This window comes from Allosphingosinicella vermicomposti (assembly GCF_003012815.1).
GTDB classification, from domain to species: domain Bacteria; phylum Pseudomonadota; class Alphaproteobacteria; order Sphingomonadales; family Sphingomonadaceae; genus Allosphingosinicella; species Allosphingosinicella vermicomposti.
In genome coordinates this window covers 365,799-386,485 of record NZ_PXYJ01000001.1, presented here as the reverse complement: position 1 = coordinate 386,485, position 20,687 = coordinate 365,799, and the positions used below count along the sequence as shown (strand labels likewise).

General features: G+C 62.9%; 18 protein-coding genes. 12 read left to right on the top strand and 6 right to left on the bottom strand.

Annotated features, from left to right (window positions below):
• The first annotated feature begins 2 nt into the window (after window positions 1–2).
• The 3 genes from zapE to C7I56_RS01900 all read left to right on the top strand — a co-directional run bounded on the left by zapE (window position 3) and on the right by C7I56_RS01900 (window position 2,189).
• On the top strand, window positions 3–1,112 hold the full coding sequence (zapE, locus tag C7I56_RS01910) for a cell division protein ZapE (RefSeq protein WP_106638850.1): 1,110 nt from the start codon (window positions 3–5) through the stop codon (window positions 1,110–1,112).
• 98 nt (window positions 1,113–1,210) lie between these two features.
• Complete coding sequence (locus C7I56_RS01905) at window positions 1,211–2,002, top strand: outer membrane protein assembly factor BamD (RefSeq protein WP_106638849.1); 792 nt, start codon at window positions 1,211–1,213, stop codon at window positions 2,000–2,002.
• 4 nt (window positions 2,003–2,006) lie between these two features.
• Complete coding sequence (locus tag C7I56_RS01900) at window positions 2,007–2,189, top strand: hypothetical protein (RefSeq protein ID WP_106638848.1); 183 nt, start codon at window positions 2,007–2,009, stop codon at window positions 2,187–2,189.
• Window positions 2,190–2,561: 372 nt separating this feature from the next.
• Here the strand turns inward: C7I56_RS01900 and C7I56_RS01895 are convergent, their stop codons facing one another.
• Window positions 2,562–3,209, bottom strand: a complete 648-nt coding sequence (locus C7I56_RS01895; RefSeq protein WP_425352359.1) for a LexA family transcriptional regulator — start codon at window positions 3,207–3,209, stop codon at window positions 2,562–2,564.
• 88 nt (window positions 3,210–3,297) lie between these two features.
• On the opposite strand from C7I56_RS01895, the gene C7I56_RS01890 reads away from it, so the two are divergent.
• Together C7I56_RS01890 and C7I56_RS01885 are read left to right on the top strand one after the other, a co-directional pair.
• A complete protein-coding gene (locus tag C7I56_RS01890) occupies window positions 3,298–3,495 on the top strand; it encodes a hypothetical protein (protein WP_106638847.1) in 198 nt (65 codons plus the stop codon).
• Window positions 3,492–3,815 (top strand): hypothetical protein, encoded by a 324-nt coding sequence (locus C7I56_RS01885; protein ID WP_106638846.1) that lies wholly within the window; start codon window positions 3,492–3,494, stop codon window positions 3,813–3,815. The genes C7I56_RS01890 and C7I56_RS01885 overlap by 4 nt, the downstream gene beginning before the upstream one ends.
• A gap of 115 nt (window positions 3,816–3,930) precedes the next feature.
• Here the strand turns inward: C7I56_RS01885 and C7I56_RS01880 are convergent, their stop codons facing one another.
• Window positions 3,931–4,479 (bottom strand): type 1 glutamine amidotransferase domain-containing protein, encoded by a 549-nt coding sequence (locus tag C7I56_RS01880; protein WP_106638845.1) that lies wholly within the window; start codon window positions 4,477–4,479, stop codon window positions 3,931–3,933.
• A 95-nt stretch (window positions 4,480–4,574) separates the two neighbouring features.
• Here C7I56_RS01880 and C7I56_RS01875 point away from each other — a divergent pair, with 95 nt between their 5' ends.
• Together C7I56_RS01875 and C7I56_RS01870 are read left to right on the top strand one after the other, a co-directional pair.
• Window positions 4,575–5,585, top strand: a complete 1,011-nt coding sequence (locus C7I56_RS01875; RefSeq protein WP_106638844.1) for a DNA topoisomerase IB — start codon at window positions 4,575–4,577, stop codon at window positions 5,583–5,585.
• Complete coding sequence (locus C7I56_RS01870) at window positions 5,585–6,739, top strand: mechanosensitive ion channel family protein (protein WP_106638843.1); 1,155 nt, start codon at window positions 5,585–5,587, stop codon at window positions 6,737–6,739. Before C7I56_RS01875 ends, C7I56_RS01870 begins: the two co-directional genes overlap by 1 nt.
• Before the next feature lie 43 nt (window positions 6,740–6,782).
• On the opposite strand, the gene putA is transcribed toward C7I56_RS01870, so the two are convergent.
• Window positions 6,783–9,815 carry a bifunctional proline dehydrogenase/L-glutamate gamma-semialdehyde dehydrogenase PutA gene (putA, locus tag C7I56_RS01865; RefSeq protein ID WP_106638842.1) on the bottom strand — a complete coding sequence of 1,011 codons (3,033 nt, stop codon included), beginning with the start codon at window positions 9,813–9,815 and terminating at the stop codon, window positions 6,783–6,785.
• A gap of 82 nt (window positions 9,816–9,897) precedes the next feature.
• Between putA and C7I56_RS01860 the strand changes: the two genes are divergently transcribed.
• The 3 genes from C7I56_RS01860 (at window position 9,898) to C7I56_RS01850 (ending at window position 12,040) form a co-directional block, all read left to right on the top strand.
• Entirely contained in the window at window positions 9,898–10,353 is a 456-nt protein-coding gene (locus tag C7I56_RS01860; RefSeq protein WP_106638841.1) for a MaoC family dehydratase, read from the top strand.
• A gap of 25 nt (window positions 10,354–10,378) precedes the next feature.
• A complete protein-coding gene (locus C7I56_RS01855) occupies window positions 10,379–11,554 on the top strand; it encodes an acetyl-CoA C-acyltransferase (RefSeq protein WP_106639584.1) in 1,176 nt (391 codons plus the stop codon).
• A 111-nt stretch (window positions 11,555–11,665) separates the two neighbouring features.
• Window positions 11,666–12,040, top strand: coding sequence for a YkvA family protein (locus tag C7I56_RS01850; protein ID WP_106638840.1), 375 nt, complete (start codon window positions 11,666–11,668; stop codon window positions 12,038–12,040).
• A gap of 120 nt (window positions 12,041–12,160) precedes the next feature.
• On the opposite strand, the gene C7I56_RS01845 is transcribed toward C7I56_RS01850, so the two are convergent.
• Both C7I56_RS01845 and C7I56_RS01840 read right to left on the bottom strand, forming a co-directional pair.
• The gene (locus C7I56_RS01845) at window positions 12,161–15,643 is read right to left on the bottom strand and encodes a PAS domain-containing protein (RefSeq protein WP_106638839.1); all 3,483 of its coding nucleotides are present in this window, start codon (window positions 15,641–15,643) and stop codon (window positions 12,161–12,163) included.
• 69 nt (window positions 15,644–15,712) lie between these two features.
• Entirely contained in the window at window positions 15,713–16,933 is a 1,221-nt protein-coding gene (locus C7I56_RS01840) for a polyhydroxyalkanoate depolymerase (RefSeq protein WP_106638838.1), read from the bottom strand.
• 376 nt (window positions 16,934–17,309) lie between these two features.
• On the opposite strand from C7I56_RS01840, the gene C7I56_RS01835 reads away from it, so the two are divergent.
• Together C7I56_RS01835 and C7I56_RS01830 are read left to right on the top strand one after the other, a co-directional pair.
• The gene (locus C7I56_RS01835; RefSeq protein WP_106638837.1) at window positions 17,310–19,082 is read left to right on the top strand and encodes an ABC transporter transmembrane domain-containing protein; all 1,773 of its coding nucleotides are present in this window, start codon (window positions 17,310–17,312) and stop codon (window positions 19,080–19,082) included.
• Window positions 19,079–19,630, top strand: a complete 552-nt coding sequence (locus C7I56_RS01830) for a flavodoxin family protein (protein ID WP_106638836.1) — start codon at window positions 19,079–19,081, stop codon at window positions 19,628–19,630. The genes C7I56_RS01835 and C7I56_RS01830 overlap by 4 nt, the downstream gene beginning before the upstream one ends.
• Window positions 19,631–19,759: 129 nt before the next feature.
• On the opposite strand, the gene C7I56_RS01825 is transcribed toward C7I56_RS01830, so the two are convergent.
• Window positions 19,760–20,020, bottom strand: coding sequence for a hypothetical protein (locus C7I56_RS01825; protein WP_106638835.1), 261 nt, complete (start codon window positions 20,018–20,020; stop codon window positions 19,760–19,762).
• Between the last annotated feature and the right edge of the window lie 667 nt (window positions 20,021–20,687).

The following is a 20,687-nucleotide window of genomic DNA, read 5'->3' as shown; positions in this document are numbered from 1 at the left end:
TTGTGACCGGAGTTCTCCAGCGATACGAAGCTCTGCTTGCAGCTGGGGAACTCAGGGCTGATCCCGATCAGCGGACGGCGGCTGAGCGGCTGGACCGGCTGGTGGGGCAAGTGAATTCGCCGTCCAAAATCGGGCTGATAGCGCGGCTCGCCGGGAAGACCGCGCCCACCCCGCGCGGCCTCTACATGTGGGGTGGCGTTGGGCGCGGAAAGTCCATGCTGATGGACCTCGCCTTTGCCGCCATTACGGTGCCCAACAAGCGCCGGGTGCATTTCCACGAATTCATGCTCGAGGTGCATGAGCGGCTGAAGGTCGAGCGGATGCGGGAGAGCGGGGATCCGATTCCGCCAGTCGCAGCAGCCATCGCTGCCGAGGCGCGGGTGCTCGCGTTTGACGAGATGGTGATCAACAACAGCGCCGACGCGATGATCCTGTCGCGGCTGTTTACCCAGCTGCTTGCAGGTGGCATGACCGTCATCACCACATCCAACAGGCCGCCGCGCGACCTATACAAGTATGGGCTCAACCGCGAATTATTCTTGCCTTTCATCGACTTGATCGAGGCGGAGTTGGACGTTCTGCCGCTCAACGGGCCTACCGATTACCGACTGGAGCGGCTCGGCGGGTTTCCAACCTGGTATGTGCCGAATGGCGCCGACGCGACGGCCGCCCTTTCCCGCGCTTTTTTCCGCCTGACCGACTATCCGCCCGAGGATGCGGCGCATGTGCCGTCCGAGGACATTGCGGTGCCGGGCGGGCGGACCATGCATGTGCCCAAGACGTTGAAGGGCGTCGCGGTTTTTTCCTTCAAGCGACTATGCGGTGAGCCGCGCGGGGCGCCCGATTATCTTGCCATTGCGCGGCGCTATCACACGGTGATCATCGTCGGGATTCCGCGCATGGGGCCGGAAAATCGGAACGAGGCGGCTCGGTTCGTGACGCTGATCGACGCGCTTTACGAGAATAAAGTGAAGCTGCTTGCCGCCGCCGATGCGCTACCTGTCGCGCTCTATCAGGCGGGCGACGGTGCGTTCGAATTCGAGCGGACCGTTTCGCGCCTGATGGAGATGCAATCGGCCGACTATCTCGCCGCCGGACATGGTGAGGAATGAACACCCGCCCCGTTAAAGCGGGGTTCAGCCGGAAAAGCGTGAAATCCCTCCGATCCTTCCCGCTTGGCCTTCGTCACAGCCTCAGCTAAGAGCCCATCATGCTGCGTAACTTCAATCGCCCGATCACCGTCCTCCTGCTGACGGCCGCCCTTGTCCCGCTCGCCGGTTGCGCGACCAATCGCGACACACGTGCCGCCCGCGACGCGCAATATGTCGCCCGCGACGTCAACACACTGTACAATGCGGCGAAAGACCGGCTGGACAAGCGCCAGTACAAGCTTGCCGCCGCCTTGTTCGATGAAGTGGAGCGCCAGCACCCTTATTCGATCTGGGCGCGCCGCGCGCAGCTGATGAGCGCCTTTTCCTATTATGCGGACAAGGATCATCAGAAGTCGATCGAATCGGCCCGCCGCTTCCTGTCGATCCACCCGGGCAACAAGGACGCGCCCTACGCTTATTATCTGATCGCGCTCAATCATTATGAGCAGATCGAGGATGTGACGCGCGACCAGAGCATCACCAAGCAGGCATTGGATGCCCTGAACGAGCTCGCCCGCCGCTATCCGACCACCCAATATGCGGCCGACGCGCGGTTGAAGATCGACCTCGTCAACGACCATCTCGCGGGCAAGGAGATGGAGATCGGTCGCTTCTACCAGAACCGGAAGCAGTGGCTCGCCTCGATCGTCCGCTTCCGCGTCGTGGTGGACGAATATCAGTCGACGACACACACGCCCGAAGCGCTGATGCGCCTCACCGAATCCTATCTCGCTCTCGGTATGCCCGAAGAAGCGAAGAAGGCGGCGGCGGTGTTGGGCAACAATTACGCCAACACCAAATGGTATAATCACGCCTACGAGCTGATTCAGCGCCACGGCCCTGCGGCCTGATCGCATGACGCGCACGCCCGCACCGCGCCGCCCGCGTTCCGCCGGGGCGTTTCTGGCTCTGTCGATCATCGCGGGTTCTGTGATCGGCGTGTTTGCGGGGCAGCCGAGCCTGGGGTTCCTGATCGGGCTTGGCTTGGGTGTGTTGGTGGCCGTGCTGGTGTGGTTGATGGATCGGCGCGCGGTCTGATCTGATTGTGTTCCGGCAAAGGCCTGGGTCCAACACTTCGATCCGAGACGCTGTGTTCCGGTTCTAGCAAAAATACATTGATTTCTCGTCATTGCGAGCGGAGCGAAGCAATCTAGTGCCAATGAACCTGGCCGCGAAGTGGATTGCTTCGTCGCTTTGCTCCTCGCAATGACGGAAAATGGTACGCCATCGACTGCGCCCGCGAGAAATGTAATGGATACCCATCACTTGCTTCACCGCTAGCCCTGAGCTTGTCGAACGGCGTGTGAAGGGTTCGATGCACACGGGCTTCGACAGGCTCAGCCCTAGCGGTATTGGTTTAAGTTCGAGTCTTAAACTCCGCTAGACCCGGCCCTAGCGGCGATACAGTGGCTAGCGTAATGGCCGCCCGACCCAGATGACGCGGCCGACGATGTCGACATCCGAGAGTGCGCAATCCGGCCAGCCGGGATAGGCCGGATTGTCGCTGCTGATCGACAGGCGGCGCTCGGCGGGATGGAGGGCGATCCTTTTCACCACCAAGGCGCCGTCGATGCGGAGCACGTAGATGCCGTCGCGGAGGCGTGTGGCCGCGTCTGAGCCGTCGACAAGGATTTCGTCGCCATCGCTTAAAGTGGGCGCCATCGAATCGCCCGCGACGCGGATCATCGAAATCTGGCCGACATCGCCGCGCGTGAGGCCGCGCAACCAGTTGCGGTCGAAGCCGAGCAGAGCGGATGCCCTTTCCTCCTCCGCAAAGGCGCCGGGGCCTGCCGACGCGCCGATATCGAGGCGGGGGATCACGACCAGCTTGTTGTCCGCTCCACGCGGCGCAGGCCCGCCCAGAGCGGCTTCGGAGACGCCGAAATATTGGGCGAGGCGGCGACGATCTTCCTCCGACAGGCGGCGGGGTGTGCCGCGTTTGATAAACTGCTGGATGTAAGCGGGATTGCGGCCGATCAGCCGAGAAAGAGCGGAATAATCCTCCCGCCTCTCCTCGATCAATCTGCGCAGCGCTTCGCGTCCATCAATCATGTTCATCCCATACGGATAGGATTTTTCCTAGACAAGTAGGAAATCGCATGATGAGAACATAGCACGAACATAATTGAGTCGGAAGGAGGATCCGGTGGGACATATTTTGAGGCGGATCGAAGTCTATCTGCGAAAATCGAACACGCCTGCCACGCGGTTCGGACGGGAAGCCATGCGCGATCCGCGACTGGTGCTGGACCTGCGCCAAGGGCGGGAGCTGCGCATGGAAACGGCGGCGCGGCTCATCGCCTATCTCGATTCCAAGGAAAACGGATTGGGAGCGGGACGATGATGCCGATCCTGCGCGATGCCTCCGCCGAGCTTCTGCGCGCCATTCGCAAGCGGGCCGGTTGCGCGGTGATGACGATCGAGGAATTGAGTAGCCGCCCGTGGGCGAGCGCCACCTTTTCCGGCGCGCGGCATAAGCTGGCGCTGCGGCTGGATGGTGTGGATGCGGAGGAGGTTGCGACGCGGTTCGCGGCCGGGATCGAGGCGGCGGAATTTGCGCTGCGCGGGCATATCGTCGCGGATATCGCGGTGGTGGGGGCGGATAATCTGGATGGGAGTGCGGTGCGGCTGCGAGTTGAGGCGCTGACGGTGGAGGATGCCTAAGCCCTCTCTCCTTCAGGGGAGAGGGTTGGGAGAGGGGAAGTCGGGGGCGCCTGCGGCGGTATGTCTACCTCATCCCCCTCTCTCCAACTCTCTCCCCTGAAGGGGAGAGAGGGTTTTACTCCGCCGGCATCTTGGCTTCGACCTTTTCGACCAGCTGAATGAAGGCTTCGGTAAACGCTGGAATGTCCTCCGGTTTGCGGCTGGTCACGAGGTTACTATCCACTGCCGCTTCCTGATCGACGACATTGGCGCCTGCGTTGCGCAGGTCGGTGCGGATTGAGGGCCAGCTGGTGACTGTGCGGCCGCGGACCACGTCGGCTTCGACGAGGAGCCAGGGGCCGTGGCAGATGGCGCCGACCGGTTTTCCGGCGTCCATGAATTTTTTGACCAGCCCCACGGCTTTTTCGTCCATGCGCAATTTGTCCGGATTTTTCGTGCCGCCGGGGATGAGGAGCGCGTCGTAATCGCTGGCGTGGACATCGTCGAACGTGATGTCGACATTGGCCGCCTTGCCTTTGTCGCCCTTGATCTCGCCCTTCTTGATCGAAGCGAGGGTGACGTCCGCGTCCCAATCGATGAGGGTGCGGCGCGGGTCCAGCAACTCCGAATCTTCGAACCCGTCAGTGGCGATGATTAGAATCCGGGCGCGCGAAATGTCCGGCATGGCGTGTCTCCATCTATGAAAATGTGCGGGATTAACGGCGCGCGCGGTGACGCCGTTCCGGAACGAAGCGGCGGCCCGGTGATTATCCGCGATATATGCTGTGCTTTGTAGACGACGCCCTGCCCGGCATCACGCGCCGCCGTGCTGGCCGGGGATGGGCTTATTATGATGCGAAGGGAAACCGGATCACGGACCGGGACGAGATCGACCGTCTGAACCGGGTCGGCCTGCCGCCCGCTTATAAGGACGCCTGGTTCTGCCCATCCCCCCACGGTCATATCCAGGCGATCGGATATGATGAGAAGGGGCGGAAGCAATATCGCTATCACCTGGATTTCCGCGCCCAGCAGGAGGCGGCGAAATATGACCGCTGCGCGAGCTTCGGGCGGGCCCTGCCCCTCCTCCGCGCGCGGGTGGAGGAGGATATTGCGGGCGGAAAGCTTGGGCGCGACGCGGTGGTTGCCGCCGTCGTGCGGCTGATGGACCTTGGCTATGTGCGCGTCGGCAACGAAGCCTATGCGCAGGCGAATAAGAGCTTCGGCGCGACGACGCTCCGCACCCGCCACGTGTCGGTCAGCGGCAAGACAGTGAAGATGCGCTTCAAGGGAAAGTCGGGGCAGCTTCAGGAATTGTCGATCACCGACCATACCCTCACCCGCATGGTGAAAAAATGCCAGGATCTGCCCGGCCAGCATCTGTTTCAATATCTGAGTGACGAGGGCGACCCGTCTCCGGTCACCTCGTCAGACGTCAACGCCTATATTCGCGATGCGATGGGTGAGGATTTTACCGCCAAGCATTTCCGCACATGGGGGGCGAGCGTCATCGCATTCGAGCAGATCTGCAAGGCGGGCGAAGACGGCCTCACGCTGAAGCAGATGCTGGAGCCGGTCGCCAAGGCGCTTGGCAACACGCCCGCGATCAGCCGGAAATCCTATGTCCACCCGGCGCTGATCGACCTTATCAAGGAGCATGAGCGCGAACCTTTGTGCGGGTTGCAATGCCCCCGCGCGACCAAGTATCTGTCCGGCGCGGAGCGCGGGCTGATCGATTTTCTCGATACGGTCGCGGTTGCAACGAGCGAAAGCAATTCGAAGGCGGCCTGATGACCAACCAGAGTAATGTTTCCGCAGGCGATGCCGTGCAGAATTTGTCGCAGGATAGCGCGCAGCTGATCGGCGAAACGTCGACCTGGATCAGCCGCAACGGGATCGACATATTAATCGCCGGTGCATTTGGCGCCGTGATCGTCCTGATCCTGCTCGGCGTCCGGTCATTGGGCTGCCGGCTTCTCGCCAGGCGTGAAGAAGGCGACCTTCACTGGCGCACCATTTTCGCGCGGACATTGGCCAAGACGAGTCTGTTCTTCATCGTCATGTGCGCGGCCGAACTGGTGGGCGAACATGCCGCGACGCCGCCCGCGGTGCTCCGCGCCATACACTTCCTCTTCGTCATTTCCGCGACGGTTCAGGCGGCGATCTGGGCCCGCGAATTGATCCTGGGCTTCGTCGAGCACCGCGTGGGCGGGGGCGCGGAGCATAGCACCTTAGGCTCGGCTGTCGGGATCATCCGGTTGCTCGTCAGCATCGCGCTGTTCGCGGTGGCGCTGATCGTCATTCTCGACAATCTCGGCGTCAACGTGACGGGCCTTGTCGCGGGCCTTGGCATTGGCGGCATTGCGATCGGCCTCGCCGCGCAGGGTATTTTTTCCGACCTGTTCGCGGCGCTTGCCATCATCTTCGACAAGCCGTTCCGCAAGGGTGATACGATCCAGTTCGACACGATGGTGGGAACGGTGGAGCAAATCGGGCTCAAGACGACCCGCGTCCGTTCGCTGCAGGGCGAGCAGGTGGTGATTTCGAACACTAAATTGCTGGAGGCCCGGCTCCACAATTATGCCTTGTTCGAGCGGCGGCGGATCGTGATGACATTCGGCCTCGTCTACCAGACGCAGCCCGATGTGCTGGCGCGGATCGGCGCGGAGGTGAGGGAAATCGTGGAGGCGCGCGACATGGCGACGTTCGACCGTTGCCACGCCTATCAGTTCGGCGCGTCGTCGATCGATTATGAATTCATCTTTCATGTCGAAACGTCGGACATGGATGTCGCCATGCAGGTGCGGCAGGACATCATGATCGGCATCATGAAGCGCTTTGCCGACATGGGCGTAGAGTTTGCTTACCCGACGCAGACGACCTTCACGGCGGCGCCGGACGGGCGATTGGTCATGCCCTATGCGGATCCGGTGAGGGCTAGCTGACGCGCACCGTCATCCCGACGGAAGCCGGGATGACGTTTATCGGTTAGATCCCGACATCGTTCAACGATAGCAAGGTCGCATTGCCGCCGGATGAGGTGGTGTCGGTGCTCGTCACCCGCTCCGCGCAGAAGCGCGGCAGGTAGTGCGGGCCGCCGGCCTTGGGGCCGGTGCCGGACAGGCCTTCACCCCCGAACGGCTGAGAGCCGACGATGGCGCCGATCATCGAGCGGTTGACGTAGAGGTTGCCGACGCGGGCGAGCTGCTCGACATCGTCGGCGGAGCGGGCGATGCGGCTGTGGAGGCCCATGGTGAGGCCGAAGCCGCTGCGGTTGATGCGGCGGATCGTGTCTTCCAATTGCCCCGCCTTCCACGTCGCGACATGGAGGATCGGGCCGAACCATTCGCGCTTCAAATCTTCGATGGCGTCGAGACGGATGGCGGTGGGCGGCACGAAGAGGCCGGCCCTTGGCGCATCGATCGTCTTGATCCAGCGGCCTTGCTGCGTTTCGCGATAGGTCATCAGGCGGTCATAGGCTTGCCTGTCGATGACCGGTCCGACATCGGTGCGCGGATCGGCGGGATCGCCGACGATGAGCGTGTCCATCGCGCCGCTGAGCATTTCGAGCGTGCGGTCGGCGATTTCTTCTTGGAGAACGAGCAAGCGAAGCGCCGAGCAGCGCTGGCCCGCCGAGCGGAAGGCAGAGGTGACGACGTCCTGCACCACCTGTTCGGGAAGCGCGGTGGAATCGACGATCATCGCATTGATGCCGCCGGTTTCGGCAATGAGCGGGATGATCGGGCGCTCTTCATCTTCCAGAAGCGTCCGGGCAATCCGCTTGGCCGTGGCGGTGGAGCCGGTGAAGGCGACGCCCGCAATGCGCGGATCGGCGGTCAAGGCCGCGCCCATTTCGGGGCCTCCAATGGCGAGGATGAGCGCATCTTCGGGGATGCCTGCGCTGTGGGCGAGGCCGACGGCGTAGGCCGCGATTTCGGGCGTCTGCGGAGCAGGCTTGGCGACCACGGTATTACCCGTGACGAGCGCGGCGGCGACTTGGCCTAGGAAGATGGCGAGCGGGAAATTCCACGGCGCGATGCAAACCCAGGTGCCGCGGCCTTCCATGCGCAGGAGGTTGCGCTCGCCGGTCGGCCCGGGGAGTTCGACGGGCTGGAGGCCGTCACGGGCCTGCTGGGCGTAATAGCGGCAGAAATCCACCGCCTCGCGCACTTCGCCGAGCGCATCGGGAATCGTCTTCTTCGCTTCCTGCACCGCGATGCGCATCAAGGCATCGCGTTCCTGTTCGAGGAGGTCGGCGAGGCGATCAAGACAGGCGGCGCGGTGATCGATGCCGGCGGCCTCCCAAGCTGGGTAGGCTGAGAGGGCGCGGGAGACAATTTCCCGCGCAACACCGCTCTCATCGTTCGTATCGAGCGAAGTCGAGATGCGATTGCGCGAGCGCCCCTCGACTTCGCTCGGGACGAACGAGACTTGGCGCGCGACGCGTGCGAGCTCGGTTTTGTCGTTGAGGTCGATGCCCTCGCTATTCTTCCGCGCCGGACCGAACAGATCCTTGGGCAGCGGGATACCGGGGTGGCGGGTGCCGCCCACGGCCGCGATCTTTTCGACTGGATCGGCGAGGATTTCCGCGTCGGTCATATGCTCGTCGGCGAGCTGGTGGACGAAGCTCGAGTTCGCGCCATTTTCGAGCAAGCGGCGGACGAGATAGGCGAGGAGGTCGCGGTGACCTCCGACCGGCGCGTAGATGCGGGTGTGGTAGCCCTGCTCGCGGACCAGGGTTTCGTAGAGGCCCTCGCCCATGCCGTGCAGGCGCTGGAATTCGAAGTCGCGGCTCTCGCCCGCCCATTCGAGGATGGTGGCGACGGTGAGCGCATTGTGGGTGGCGAAGGCCGGATAGATGTTCGGCGCGGCGAGCATGTCCTTCGCGCAAGCGAGGTAGGAGACGTCCGTCGCGGCCTTGCGGGTGAAGAGCGGATATTCGTGCAGGCCCTGTTCCTGGGCGCGCTTGATCTCGCTGTCCCAATAGGCGCCCTTCACAAGCCGTGCGGCGATGCGGCGGCCGGTGGCGCGGCCCACGGCATCGGCCCAGGCGATGGTCGGGCGGGCGCGCTTGCCATAAGCCTGGATCGCCATGCCGAGGCCATCCCAGCCCTTGAGCGCCGGGAGCGCGGCGACGGTGCCGATGATGTCGAGGCTCATTTCGAGCCGCTCGGTTTCCTCGGCGTCGATGGTGAAGGCGATGCCGTAATTGGCCGCGAGCGTCGCCAATGCCTCGACCTGTTCGATCAGCGAGGAAACGCAGCGGTCGTACTGCGCGACTTCGTAGCGCGGATGGAGGGCGGACAATTTGACGGAGATGGAGTGGCCCGCCTCGGGCACCTTGCCGACGGCGTGGATGGCGTCTTCATAGGCGCGGAAATAGCGTTCGGCGTCCGGGAAGGTGCGCGCGGCTTCGCCCAGCATGTCGAAACTCGCCGTGAAGCCCTTATTCTCGGGCTTGCGCATCCGGCCGATCGCTTCCTCGATCGTGCGGCCCATGACGAAGATTTCGCCCATCATGCGCATCGCGGCGCCGACGGCCTGGCGTACGAACGGCTCGCCCGCGCGGGAGATGAGTTTTTTGAGGACGCTGGCCTGTTGCGTATCGCTGACCAGCGCACGGCCGATGACGAGGCCCCAAGTGGCGCTGTTCACCAGCTTGGAATGGGACTTGCCGGTATGCGCGCGCCAGTCGGCATTGCCGAGCTTGTCAGCGATCAGGAGATCTGCGGTTTCCGGATCGGGCACGCGGAGGAAGGCCTCGGCAAGCGAGAGCAAGGCCACGCCTTCCGAGGTATTGAGGCGATATTCCTGCAGGAACTGGTTCACCCAGCCCGACGATTGCGCGCTGCGGAGTTCGGCGAGCATGCCTAGCGCCCGATTCTCAACCCGCGCCCGCTCGCCCGAGTCGAGCCGCGCGTCCTTCAGGAGCCCGGAAAGCACGTCCGGTTCCGGCATACGGAAAAGTCGCGAAATTTCGGCACGCGCGGTTGCCGTAGCGTCGCTTACGCCAGTTGCCATCTTTGCCTCTCCTGGGGGCTTGAGTCCGCCGCAAATCGGGTTCTAGACCGGCGCCCTAGCGAAGCCGGAGGCGCGTGGGAATATGCCTGTTGCCAGTCTCGACGATATCAAGGCGAAAGTCGGCGCCGATCTTGGCGCGTCGCCCTGGATCGAGGTGACGCAGGCGCATATCGATACGTTTGCCGACGTGACCGGCGACAAGCAGTTCATCCACCTCGATCCGGACATGGCGGCCCGCACGCCGTTCGGCGGCACCATCGCTCACGGCTTCCTCACCTTGTCGCTCTTGAGCCAGATGGGCGCGAGCGTGATGCTGGTGCCCGACACCACGAAAATGGTCGTCAATTACGGCTTCGATCGCGTCCGCTTCATTGCGCCCGTCCGCTCCGGCAAACGGGTGCGCGGCCATTTCACGCTTGCCGGGCTGGAGGAAAAGCGCCCCGGCCAATGGCAAGCGCTGCATGAAGTCACCGTTGAAATAGAGGGCGAGGGCAAGCCCGCGCTTACCGCCGACTGGATCGGCCTTATATATTGCTGAACATTAGGAGAGAGGTTTCATGGCAATCCGCGACGCAGTCATCGTTTCCACCGCCCGCACGCCGATCGGCAAGGCCTATCGCGGCGCGTTCAACGCCACGCCTTCGCCGACGCTCGCCGCGCATGCGATCCGCGCTGCCGTCGAGCGGTCCGGTGTCGATCCGGCGGAGATTGACGATGTGATCATGGGCGCCGCGCTTCAGCAGGGCGTGCAGACGACGATCGGGCGCACCGCCGCGCTTCGTGCGGGCCTTCCCGTCACCGTGTCGGGCATGTCGATCGACCGTCAGTGCGCGTCGGGCCTCATGTCTATCGCGACGGCGGCGAAGCAAGTGATCGTCGACCGGATGGACGTGGTGGTCGCGGGCGGCGTCGAAAGCATCAGCCTGGTCCAGACCCCCGAAATGCGCGTCGGGCCGGACCCCGAACTGCTTGCCATGCACAATGGCGTCTACATGCCGATGATCAGCACCGCCGAAGTCGTCGGCAAACGTTATTCGGTCAGCCGGGAACGGCAGGACGAATATGCCTTCCGGTCCCAGCAACTGACGGCGAAGGCGCAGGCCGAGGGCAGGTTCGACGACGAAATCATCTCCGTCACCGCCAAGATGGCGGTCAAGAACAAGGAAGCCGGCGAAATTTCCATGCAGGAAGTGACGCTGGCCAAGGACGAGGGCAATCGCCCGGAAACGACGCTGGAGGGCCTTCGCGCGCTGCAGCCGGTCATGGGTCCGGACGCGATGATCACGGCGGGCAATGCCAGCCAGCTTTCGGACGGCGCGTCGGCTTGCGTGGTGATGGAAGCCAGCATCGCGCAGGCGCGCGGGCTCCGGCCGCTCGGCCGCTATCTCGGCATGGCGGTGGCGGGTACCGAGCCCGATGAAATGGGCATCGGCCCGGTCTTCGCGGTGCCGAAACTCCTGAAGCGCTTCGGCCTTACCATGGACGATATCGATCTGTGGGAGTTGAACGAGGCGTTCGCGGTGCAGGTTCTCTATTGCCAGGACCGCCTCGGCATTCCGGATGAGAAACTGAACGTCAATGGCGGCGCGATTTCGATCGGCCACCCATACGGCATGTCCGGCGCGCGGATGACCGGGCATATCCTGATCGAAGGCAAGCGCCGTGGGGCCAAATATGTCGTCGTCACCATGTGCGTCGGCGGCGGCATGGGCGCGGCTGGTTTGTTCGAGGTTTTGTAAGCTTTATCCGTCACCCCGGCGCAAGCCGGGGTCTCAGGGCCAGAACGCGCCTTACTCGACATGAGATTCCGGCTTTCGCCGGAATGACGCGGAAGGTAGGGCTGAGACCCTATGCCCCGCAACACCTCCCTCGCCCACAAATTGCGCGTCGATGTGCACGCGGCCTGGCTGTCGGCACGAGATGCGCGGACGTCTTGGGGTGCACGGCTGTTTGGGCTGTTGGTGACGGCCTATGCGCTGTCGCCCATCGACCTTATTCCCGATTTCATTCCGGTCTTCGGGCTGATCGACGATGTGATCCTGGTGCCGATCGGCCTGTGGCTGTTCGTAAAGATGCTGCCGGATGGCGTGTTCGAGCAGCATCGCGCGGAGGCTGAGGCTGCATCCGAGCAACCCGGCTCAGTTTGGGGCGCGGCGATCGTCGTGGTCCTGTGGGTGCTGGCTGCGTTGCTGATCTGGCGGTTGATGGCGTTTAATTTCGATTGAATCGTCATTCCGCCGAAATCGACTAAACCGTCATCCCGGCGAAAGCCGGGATCTCGTGACGAACAGGCGCCTTCTCCTTCCCGAGACCCCGGCTTGCGCCGGGGTGACGTGCGTGCCCGCTTACTCGTCCAGCACGCTCCGCACCTTGGCGGCGAGTTGATCGATGCCGAAGGGTTTGGGAAGGAAATTTGTGCCGGGATCGAGCACGCCATTATGGACGACCGCATTGCGGGTATAGCCGGTCGTGTAGAGCACCTTGAGACCCGGGATGCGCTTCACCGCCTCGTCCGCGAGTTGGCGGCCGGTCATTTCGGGCATCACGACATCGGTGAAGAGCAAAGTCGCCCCCTGCCCCGCGTCAATCAGGCGCAGCGCGTCAGGGCCGCTCGGTGCGTGGACGACGGTGTAGCCCAGCTCCCGCAACGCCTCGATCGAATAGTTGCGGACGCGTTCTTCATCCTCGACCACCAGGATCACTTCGGAAAGGCTGCCGCCGCGCGGCGCCTCGACCACCTTGGGCTGCACCTGCGGTTCGGGCCCATAGAAGCGGGGGAGATAAATCTTCACCGTCGTGCCGACGCCGACCTCGGAATAAATTTTGACGTGCCCGCCCGATTGGCGGACGAAGCCGAACACCTGGCTGAGGCCAAGGCCGGTGCCCTTGCCGACGCTCTTCGTCGTGAAAAAGGGATCGAACGCTTTTTCAATGACGTCGGGCGGCATGCCGGAACCGGTGTCGCTGACCGCGATCATCACATATTGGCCGCTCTGTATCTCGTAATCGCGGGCATAATCGTCGTCGATATGGGCGTTGCCGGTCTCGATCGTGAGCTTACCGCCGCCCGGCATGGCATCGCGCGCGTTGACGGAAAGATTGAGGACCGCGTTTTCGAGCTGGCCAAGGTCCGCATTGGCCTTCCAAAGACCCGCCGACAGGACGGTTTCGACGCGCACGTCTTCCCCAAGCGTACGGGTCAGAAGCTCGGTCATGCCCGCCACCATGCGGTTGGCATTGATCGGCTCGGGCTGGAGCGGCTGCTGGCGTGAAAAAGCCAAGAGGCGCTGTGTCAGCGATGCCGCCCGCGTCGCCCCTTCCATCGACGCGTCGATATATTTGGCGACGTCGGTTTCACCCTTGGCCAAGCGGCGCTGAAGGAGGTTCAACCCACCGATCACGACGGCGAGCATATTGTTGAAATCGTGCGCGATGCCACCGGTCAGCTGGCCGATCGCCTCCATCTTCTGCGATTGGCGAAGCGCGGCCTGGGTGCGTTCGAGCTCCGCGGTGCGTTCGAGCACGCGTTCTTCCAGCGTGGCGTTCAGCTGCCGGAGCGCCTGCTGGGCACGGGCACGCTCGACGGCATCCCAGGTGCGCTGGGCGACATCATTGGCGAGCGTCACATCGTCCGCCGTCCACGCCCGGGGCTCGGGCTCGTGAAGGTAAAAGAGCGCGCGCAGCTGTCCTTCCGAGACAAGCGGCACGACGATCAGGGCTCGGCAACCGATACTGTCCCATGTTTCCGCATAAGCAGGCCCCGCGCGCGGATCGGTGCGGAAATCGTCGACGACCAGGCTGTGCCCGGCGCGGAGCTCGGCAACGATGGCGGGGCCGAAGCCGTCGAGGATACGCGCTTCGCCCGCAAGATTCGGCACATCATCGCGCGCCGTCCAATCCCGTTCCACGCGGACGATTTCACCGCTCGCGTCCACGTCGCCATAGCCCGCGCGGGCGACGCGCAAATGGCGGCCAAGAGCCTCGGCAGCGGCCATGGTTCCGGCGCGCGGATCGGAAACGCCACGTAGAATATCGTTCAATTCCAGCAGGAAGGCCTGGCGGTCTTCAGCGACCTTCAGCTCGTGAATATCGGTGCAAGTACCGAACCAGCGGGTGATCGCGCCATGGGCGTCACGCACCGGCTGGGCACGGCCGAGCACCCAGCGATAATCGCCGCTACGATGACGCAGGCGATATTCGATATGATAAGGCTCGCCCGTTTCCAGGCATTCCCGCCAGACGCCCCAGGCGCGCTCCTGATCGTCGGGATGGAACATGTCGTTCCAGCCCGCGCCATCGGTCGATCCGTAGGGGACGCCGGTATATTCGTACCAGCGGTCATTATAATAATCGTGATAGCCGTCCGGTTGCGTCGACCAGATCATCTGGTTGATCGAATTGGCGATGCCGCGGAATTTTTCCTCGCTCTGGCGCAGAGCGTCGGCGGCCTCCGCGCGTGCGACGGCGTCCCAGGTCAGCTCGGCCACTTCTTCGGCCAAGGCGATGTCTTCCGCGCTCCAGGCGTGCGGATCCTGGTGGTTGATGTAGAGTCCTGAAAGCCAGATGCCGTCGCGCACGACGGGCACGCCAATCGCGGCCCGAATGCCGAATTTGGCGAAATCGGTCATCGCCAGATTTTGATCGGCGAGGCTGTCTTCGAACCACATCGTCTTTCCGCTACGGATCGTGCGGTTGTAATAGTCGCCGTAACGGGCGCTGTCGGTGCGCCCTTTCCGCACAGGCAGGCGGCCCGCGCTCCAGCCGGGGCCAAAGACCATCGCGTCGCCCTCGGTCCGGTAGAAGCCAGCACGGTCAATGCCAAGCTGACGCCCGAGCGCCTCGGCTGCGGTTGAGAGGATCGTATCGGAATCGCTCGATGCGCGCAGACGCTCCGACAGCGAAAAGATGAAATCGCGCCGCTCCTTCGCCTCGCGGATCGTTTCTTCGGCGAGCCTGCGCTGGGTGATGTCGAACGTTACACCCGGAAAGCGGATCGCCTTCCCTTGTTCGTCGAGGACGGCTCTGCCCCGGGCGGCGACCCAGCGGATGGAGCCATCGGGCTGGACCAGCCGATATTCTTCAGAAAACAGCTCGCCGGTCTTCAAAATTTCAGCAATGCGCCCCTGAACGCTGCCAATATCGCCGGGGTGAATGCCGCTGAAAAAATCCGTGATCGGCGCACCGCGCGCCGCCTGCTCGGGATCGACGCCGTAGATATGCGCGAAGCGCTCGTCCGCAGTGACGCGATCATTGGCGATGTCCCAGTCCCACGTGCCGACACTGTTCGATGCACTGAGCGCCAGTTCCAGCCGCTCCTGGCTTTCACGCAAAGCGCGCTCCGCCACGATCTGCGCGGTCATTTCATGGCCTTGGTTGAGCACACCGGCGACAACGCCATTTTCATCGCGAATGGGCGTGAAACTGTACGTCCAATAGGTTTCCTGGGGGACGCCGTCGCGCTCCATCGGCAGCATCTGGTTGAAGGCCGAAAAGCCCTCGCCCGTCGCCATAACCTTTTCGAGCTGCGGCCCGACGATGGCCCATATGTCCGCCCAGACTTGGGCACCGGGCCGACCGAGCGCCCAGGGGTGACGGTCGGCCGGAATGGGTGCCCAGGCGTCATTGTACAACAGATGGAGGTCAGAACCCCAATAGATGGCCGTCGGAAAGCTCGAGTGGAGACAGATGCCCAGAGCGGTCCGCAGCGCCAGCGGCCATTCATTCGGGTCGCCCAGCGGCGTGCGCGACCAATCGTGGGACCGGATCCGATCCCCCATTTCGCCGCCGCCCGCCAGATAAGTCGGAATGACCGAAGACCCGCTCGCCACCAAACCCCTTTACGCCCTTAGGCGATCTTATTTGTCAGCCCCGAGATGGGCCGCGTCTGAAACGAGCAACTAGCGATTATGGTCCATGATCCATTGTTCGAGCACGGGCGCGATCTTGCCCCGCCATTTGCTGCCATGGAATATGCCGTAATGGCCGACACCCTTGGCCATATGATATTTCTTCATATCCTTGGGTAACTTCGTCGCCATGTCGAGCGCCGCCTTGGTTTGGCCGATACCGGAAATATCGTCACGCTCGCCCTCGATGGCGAGGATCGCCGTGTCGGTGATCGCGCCCGGTTTCACCAGCCGCCCGCGATGCTCCATTTCGCCCTTGGGAAGCAGGTGGCGCTGAAAAACGACGTCCACCGTCTGAAGGTAGAATTCCTCGGTCATGTCGCAAACCGATCGATATTCCTCGTAAAAGGCCTTGGTCGCATCCGCGCTTTCGCCATCGCCCTCGACGAGATGCTTGAACATCTCCCAATGGCTCATCAGGTGATTGCCAAGGTTCATGGTCATGAAGCCGGCCAATTGAAGGAAGCCGGGATAGACCTTCCGCCCCGCGCCGGGATAGGAATAAGGCACGGTGGCGATGGCATTTTGCTCGAACCAGGCATGCGGGCGCTGCGTGGCGAGCAGGTTCACGGCCGTCGGCGCCTTACGCGTGTCGATCGGACCGCCCATCATGGTGAGCGTGCGCGGCGTGGCCGGATGCTTGTCTTCGTTCATCAGCGCGACCGCAGCATAAGCGGGAACTGACGGCTGGCAGACGGCCAGCATATGCGCGCCCGGACCGATATGATCCAGAAAAGCAATGAGATAATCGATATAGTCGTCGAGGTCGAAGCGCCCCTCTTCCACCGGCACCAATTTCGCATCACGCCAATCGGTGATGTAGACATCATGGCCGGGCAGCATCCGTTCGACCGTTGCGCGTAACAGCGTTGCAAAATGTCCCGACATGGGCGCGACGATCAGCAGCTTAGGCGACCCGTCCGCTCCATCGCGGCGGAAGCGCTTCAACTGGCCAAAGGGTTTCCGAAGGACGATTTCCTCGTGCACCGCTACCTCGCGGCCATCGATCATTGTCTTATCAAGGCCGAATTCGGGCTTGCCGCGAGGCGCGGCGGCGTGGGCGAATACATCGAGCGCCGAGGACACGACCGGTCCCATCGCGCTGTAAGAAAAAGGATTGGCGGGATTTTGCATCCAGCCCGCGCCGATATTCGCCAGCGTGCTCGCCCCCGCAAGCAGCGACCGCTGAAATTCATAAGCGTCGTAAAGCATTGAACCTCCCGCCCGTGCTGCACTGCAATAGCGCGACTGACGCCTGAAAAGCTATAGGTTTCAAACATGAACTGGCTTGGAACGTTCCAAACTGCGTCATCCCGGCGAAAGCTAGAATCTCGTCACGGATAAGCGCCTTTTCCGGCTTGAGACCCCGGCTTTCTCTGGGGTGACGATGAGTTGGGGGAGCTGAGTGAGAGATATGCTTTCAATACACCCTCCCCGCTAGCCCTGAGCTTGTCGAAGGGCGTGGGCAATGCACGATGCACCCCGGGCTTCGACAGGCTCAGCCCTAGCGGCAAGGTTTGAGCTGATAGAAGCTAATCCAGGGCAAATATCATTGAGCCCGGACCGCCGCACTGCTACGCGCGGCACCATGGCAGATACGGCCCCAGCCCCCGCCGAACGCAGCTTCGGCAACCTCGCCATGATCTGGCGATTCACCGCGCGCTATAAGGGGCGGATAGCCTTGGCGGCGCTGTCCCTGCTCGTGTCGGCGGGCGCAACGCTCGCTATCCCGAACGCCTTTCGCTTGATCATCGACCGCGGCTTCGGATCGGCGGGCGGCGATATCGGCCGGTGGTTCCAATATCTGCTGTTCGTCGTGGTCGTGATGGCGATCGCGACGGCATTTCGTTTCTACTTCGTATCCTGGCTCGGCGAACGCGTGGTCGCGGACATCCGGATTGCCGTGCAGGACAATCTCCTGCGCCTCGCGCCGCGGTTCTTCGAGGAGAACCGCCCGTCCGAAATCGCGTCGCGTCTGACTGCCGACACGACAATTATCGAGGGCGTCGTGGGATCGTCCGTATCGGTGGCGCTCCGCAACATCGTGATGGGGATTGGCGGGCTCATCTATCTTTTCGCCCTGTCGCCCAAGCTGACCGGCATGTTGCTGCTTGGCATTCCTTTGGTGCTCGTCCCCATCATCGTTTTGGGACGGAAGGTACGCGCGGTTTCTCGGGACAGTCAGGATCGCGTGGCGGATGTCGGCGCGATGGTCGATGAAGTGCTGGGCGCGATGAAGATCGTCCAGGGCTTTGGCCAAGAAAATCGCGAGGCAGGCCGCTTCCAAGGTGCGGTCGAACGCGTCTTCCGTACCGCCCGCGCCCGCATCGCGCTGCGCGCCGCAATGACGGCGATCGTGATCGCGCTCATCTTCGGGGCGATTACGCTGGTCATGTGGCAGGGCGCGATGGACGTTCAGGCCGGACGTCTGACCGGTGGCACCATCGCCGCTTTCGTGCTGACCGGCGGTCTTGTCGCCGGGGCGTTCGGCGCCTTGAGCGAAGTTTATGGCGAATTGCTACGCGGCAGCGGCGCGGCCGGGCGGCTCAACGAGTTGTTGAACGAAGTTCCGGAGATCAAGGCGCCGCCGGTGCCGCTCCTCCTTCCGTCCCCGGGCATTGGCACCCTCCAATTCGAGAAGGTGTCGTTCCGCTATCCGACGCGGCCGGAAATGAGCGCGCTCGATCAATTCTCGCTCGCTGTAAAGCCCGGCGAGACGCTGGCGGTCGTGGGCCCGTCCGGCGCGGGGAAGACCACCCTCTTCCAGCTTGCGCAGCGTTTTTATGACCCGGAAACGGGCACCGTGCGGATGGACGGGATCGACCTGCGCGATGCCGACCCTTCCGATGTGCGTGCCCGCATCGCGGTCGTGCCGCAGGAAACCATGATCTTTGCCGCCAGCGCGCGCGACAATCTGCGTTATGGCCGCTGGGATGCGCCGGACGCGGATCTTTGGGCCGCCGCCGAAGCAGCCAATGCCGCCGCGTTTCTGAAGGCGCTGCCCGATGGGCTCGACACCTATCTGGGCGAAGGCGGAGCGCGCCTTTCCGGCGGGCAGCGTCAACGCATTGCCATCGCCCGCGCGCTCCTGCGCGACGCACCGCTGTTGCTGCTCGATGAAGCGACATCGGCACTGGATGCGGAATCGGAGCAGCTCGTCCAGGCCGCGCTTGAACGATTGATGGGCGGACGCACCACCATCGTTATCGCCCATCGCCTCGCCACCGTCCGCCGCGCCGACCGGATCATTGTGATGGATGGCGGCCGGATCGTCGAAGAAGGCACGCATGACAGTTTGAGCGTTGCAGGCGGCCTCTATGCTCGCCTGGCGCGGCTGCAATTCGAAGGATTGGCGGCATGACGATTGCGGGCGCCGATCTGCTGATCATTAGCGGCGCCGCCCGCAACGACGGGCGCACCGCAGCCCTGACCAATGCCCTCGCCGAACGCTTGCGGCCATTGACGGTTGAGACGATCGATCTGGCGGACATGAACCTCCATCCCTTCGATTACCGGACGGCGCATCAGCGCGACGCATTCGATCAGATCGTCACGCACCTGCTCGCCAACCGCCATATCCTGTTTGCCACGCCGGTTTACTGGTATGCGATGAGCGGCGTCATGAAGACGCTCTTCGACCGTCTGACCGATCTGCTTGGCGATCGCGATCAAGCTCGGCGCGGCCGGCAATTGGAAGGCCGCCATGCCTGGCTGCTGGCCAGCGGCACTGACCCTGCGCTTCCGGACGGCTTTACCGTGCCCTTTGAGCGTATGGCTGCCTATTTCCACATGAATTGGTGCGATACCTGCTACGTGCAGTTGCCCAGCGCGGAAGAGAAGACTGCCGATGCGGTCGATCTCTCCGTGCTCGACGCCCTTGCCGAGCAGCTAAGGGCGGCGCTGACTTAAGCGGTCACGAACCGTGAAAACTGTCACGCCCGCGCCCGCGCAAATCGAGCCGAAAGCAAGCTCAGGCTCAAACTTGCTGCTCGTCGATTAGGGTCACAGGATTGAAGCGAGCCTTATAAGGCACATCGTCTAGCGTCCGGAACGGTCCGAACGCGAGCCCGCTCGCTCCAGACGACGGCGAAGTTCGGCTTGCCAGCGCGGCTCGTCCAGCCGGGGTTTAAAGGCTTTGTCGAGGAGAAAACGGGCGCGGTGGAAGCGAGTGAAGGCGTGGCGGCCGCGCGTCGCCTGCCGCTCATTACGGATGCGGTCCCAGCGCATCCGAGCCGCAGCGCGCCAGAACATATATCCCAGCGCGCCCAATATGATGAGCGGGATTGCGGCATAGACCATGAACAGCGAACGACGAGACCTGGCAGCCGGTTCCTTTACCAGACCGTCGCTGATCAATTCCGGCGCTCGACGCCCGCTTTATCTACGCGACGCCGAAGTCGTCCGCGCCTTCTGGATTGAAGATGCGCCCGTGCCTCACATGGCGTGGTGAGACGACGTCATGGATTGCCTCGCCAACCCGGAAGGCGGAGCGCTTTACGCTCCCCGAGCGTATTTCCATTCACCGAACAGGGCTGGCTGGCTCGCCGCTTATGATCTTGTCAGTTGTTTCAGCGCGGGCTGACCAACTTCAACATGTCGGGCTTAAACGTGTGCCACTTAGGCTCGCCATCGACAAACCAGTGGCACTCCCAACTGCCCCGATCGTCTCTGAGCCGAGGGTCATGACTGGACCGCCCGAACGCAGTTGCGCCGTATCACCTACTTTAAAACTCATTAAATACCCCCTCCAAACGGAAAACGTGCGAAGATATCGCTTCACGGCATCCGTCCACCTCAACGCTGTCAGTCAGCGCTGCGAAGCGGTGCCCCTTGGGAGCATCGCTCGGTGCGGACAGATGCCTTTGTATATCTTGTCCGATCGTCAGCCCAAGTCAAAGCGCCGTATCGCAGACTGGAGCCGCCAAAAGAAAAGGGCGGCCCTTAAAGAGCCGCCCTTATTCTGCTT

Bases quoted from the DNA above. Each gene is read 5' to 3' on its own strand.
- C7I56_RS01835 (WP_106638837.1), top strand. From the start codon at position 17,310: ATGGCAGATACGGCCCCAGCCCCCGCCGAACGCAGCTTCGGCAACCTC.
- C7I56_RS01840 (WP_106638838.1), bottom strand. From the start codon at position 16,933: ATGCTTTACGACGCTTATGAATTTCAGCGGTCGCTGCTTGCGGGGGCG.
- putA (WP_106638842.1), bottom strand. From the start codon at position 9,815: ATGGCAACTGGCGTAAGCGACGCTACGGCAACCGCGCGTGCCGAAATT.
- C7I56_RS01900 (WP_106638848.1), top strand. From the start codon at position 2,007: ATGACGCGCACGCCCGCACCGCGCCGCCCGCGTTCCGCCGGGGCGTTT.
- C7I56_RS01905 (WP_106638849.1), top strand. From the start codon at position 1,211: ATGCTGCGTAACTTCAATCGCCCGATCACCGTCCTCCTGCTGACGGCC.
- C7I56_RS01830 (WP_106638836.1), top strand. From the start codon at position 19,079: ATGACGATTGCGGGCGCCGATCTGCTGATCATTAGCGGCGCCGCCCGC.
- C7I56_RS01850 (WP_106638840.1), top strand. From the start codon at position 11,666: ATGCCCCGCAACACCTCCCTCGCCCACAAATTGCGCGTCGATGTGCAC.
- C7I56_RS01825 (WP_106638835.1), bottom strand. From the start codon at position 20,020: ATGGTCTATGCCGCAATCCCGCTCATCATATTGGGCGCGCTGGGATAT.
- C7I56_RS01880 (WP_106638845.1), bottom strand. From the start codon at position 4,479: ATGCCGGACATTTCGCGCGCCCGGATTCTAATCATCGCCACTGACGGG.
- C7I56_RS01860 (WP_106638841.1), top strand. From the start codon at position 9,898: ATGCCTGTTGCCAGTCTCGACGATATCAAGGCGAAAGTCGGCGCCGAT.
- C7I56_RS01885 (WP_106638846.1), top strand. From the start codon at position 3,492: ATGATGCCGATCCTGCGCGATGCCTCCGCCGAGCTTCTGCGCGCCATT.
- C7I56_RS01870 (WP_106638843.1), top strand. From the start codon at position 5,585: ATGACCAACCAGAGTAATGTTTCCGCAGGCGATGCCGTGCAGAATTTG.
- C7I56_RS01895 (WP_425352359.1), bottom strand. From the start codon at position 3,209: ATGAACATGATTGATGGACGCGAAGCGCTGCGCAGATTGATCGAGGAG.
- C7I56_RS01875 (WP_106638844.1), top strand. From the start codon at position 4,575: ATGCTGTGCTTTGTAGACGACGCCCTGCCCGGCATCACGCGCCGCCGT.